The sequence below is a fragment of the Flavobacterium bomense genome (genome assembly GCF_003970355.1).
In genome coordinates, this window is sequence record NZ_RYDJ01000050.1 from 1,533 (window position 1) to 1,912 (window position 380).

1 protein-coding gene is annotated in these 380 nt (G+C 28.2%); it reads right to left on the minus strand.

The window, feature by feature from the left end; all coding sequences use genetic code 11:
- The coding region (locus tag EKL98_RS15430) for a T9SS sorting signal type C domain-containing protein (protein ID WP_126563092.1) at window positions 1-380 on the minus strand (380 nt) is incomplete at its 5' end.

The following is a 380-nucleotide window of genomic DNA, read 5'->3' on the forward strand; positions in this document are numbered from 1 at the left end:
TTAATTGGCTACTTTCTTGTTTATTACTTTATTATCGTTGGATGTGATTTGAACAATTAAAACTTGGTTCGCATATTTTAAACTTTCAATACTCGTTTCATTTGCATTAACTTTTGTTTTTTCGAATAATAAACGCCCTCTTATATCATACAATTTTACATTGTCAATAAAAGTTCCATTTGATTTGATGTTGATGTTTCCATTTTTTTTGAAAACTACTAAACTATTTTCGTCAAAAACTACAGTGTTGGTTCCTAACGTTTTTTGGTATTTTAATGAAAATCTTGAATTTGTTGCTCCAGTTGGCGCACTAAATGTGTATCCGCCATTTTTTAAATTAGTTTCAGTTCCAGTTTCATTGTCTTTCAAGATAATATCTT